The 1,389-nt window shown below is 53.7% G+C and carries 1 protein-coding gene; it reads left to right on the forward strand.

Annotated elements, in window-relative coordinates:
• Positions 1 to 95: 95 nt before the first annotated feature.
• A complete protein-coding gene (locus tag ACE1BR_RS21855; protein ID WP_374874011.1) occupies positions 96 to 1,112 on the forward strand; it encodes an IS110 family transposase in 1,017 nt (338 codons plus the stop codon).
• The last annotated feature ends 277 nt before the right edge of the window (positions 1,113 to 1,389 follow it).

Raw genomic sequence — 1,389 nt, forward strand, 5'->3', positions numbered from 1 at the left:
GGCGTTGTTAATGGGATGGTCGCCCCTACCCAAAACGGCATCTGAAGTGCCACAGTGGCGAATGTACGTTCCCACTGATGAGAGAGGCGACCACCATGAAGGCTACGACAATCGGCATAGATTTGGCAAAAGAGGTGTTCCAGGTTCACGGGGTGGACGAGCACGGTAAGCGGTTGTTCAACAAGCAACTCAAGCGTTCACAAATAGCCTCCTTTTTTGCCAATATCCCACCCTGCTTGATCGGCATGGAGGCGTGTGCCTCCTCTCACTACTGGGCCAGCACCCTGATGTCGTTAGGACATACTGTCAAACTGATGGCTCCCCAGTTCGTCAAACCCTATGTCAAAACCAACAAGCACGATGCTGCGGACGCAGAAGCTATCTGCGAAGCCGTGACTCGACCCAACATGCGGTTCGTCCCTGTCAAATCCCCGGAGCAACAAGCCGTGCTGGCACTCCATCGGATCCGTCAGGGTTTCATCAAGCAGCGGACCGCTCAGGCCAATCAGATCCGGGGATTACTAGGGGAATTTGGCATCATCATCCCCCAAGGCATCACCCAAATACTGCGCAAGTTACCCGACATCCTAGAGGATACCGATAACAGGTTGCCTGCCTTGTTCCGTCAACAGTTGAGCCTGCTACAGGATTATCTGGACCACCTGTTCAAGATAACAGCGACACTCGACAAGCAAATCGAGCAATGTCATCAGCAGAACGCCTTGTGCCAATGCATCGGTAAGATCCCCGGCATCGGTCCCATCACCGCCAGTGCGTTGGTTGCGACTATTGGCAATGCCAACAATTTCGAAAATGGCAGGCAGCTGGCCGCTTGGCTCGGGTTGGTGCCACGCCAGCACTCCAGCGGCGGCAAGCAAACCTTGCTGGGGATCAGTAAACGGGGAGATACCTATTTGAGAACCTTGCTAATCCACGGTGCCAGGGCAGTTTTGCAGTCGGTGAGGCGTAAACACGATGTCGTCTCGTGCTGGGCAAGCCGGTTATTAGAGCGTAGGAATAGCAATATTGCGGCAGTGGCGTTGGCCAACAAGAATGCCCGCACGGTCTGGGCGCTCTTGACCAAAAACCAAGAATATTGCCCCCGGCAATAAGCATGTAAGTTCCAAAAGGAAATGAGCAAATAGTACCACCGATTGTTCAGGCAGTATGAAGTGATGGCTAGACAGGTCAGACCGAGATGGGGCAAACCCGCTTTGGGCAAGGCTCTAACGAGAGCGCGTTGTTGATAGGGCCCCCATCAGCATATTCCATCAGGGACAGAGGTTTTACGCCTCACCACAGTCCGGATCTATGGCTGCAATCGAAGACTTGTGTGTCAGCATGACAGATTGGCCTGGCAAAACGGGGGCGACCATCTATGCCCAAATC

It is taken from the genome of Aeromonas sp. MdU4 (genome assembly GCF_041929505.1).
GTDB lineage: Bacteria > Pseudomonadota > Gammaproteobacteria > Enterobacterales > Aeromonadaceae > Aeromonas.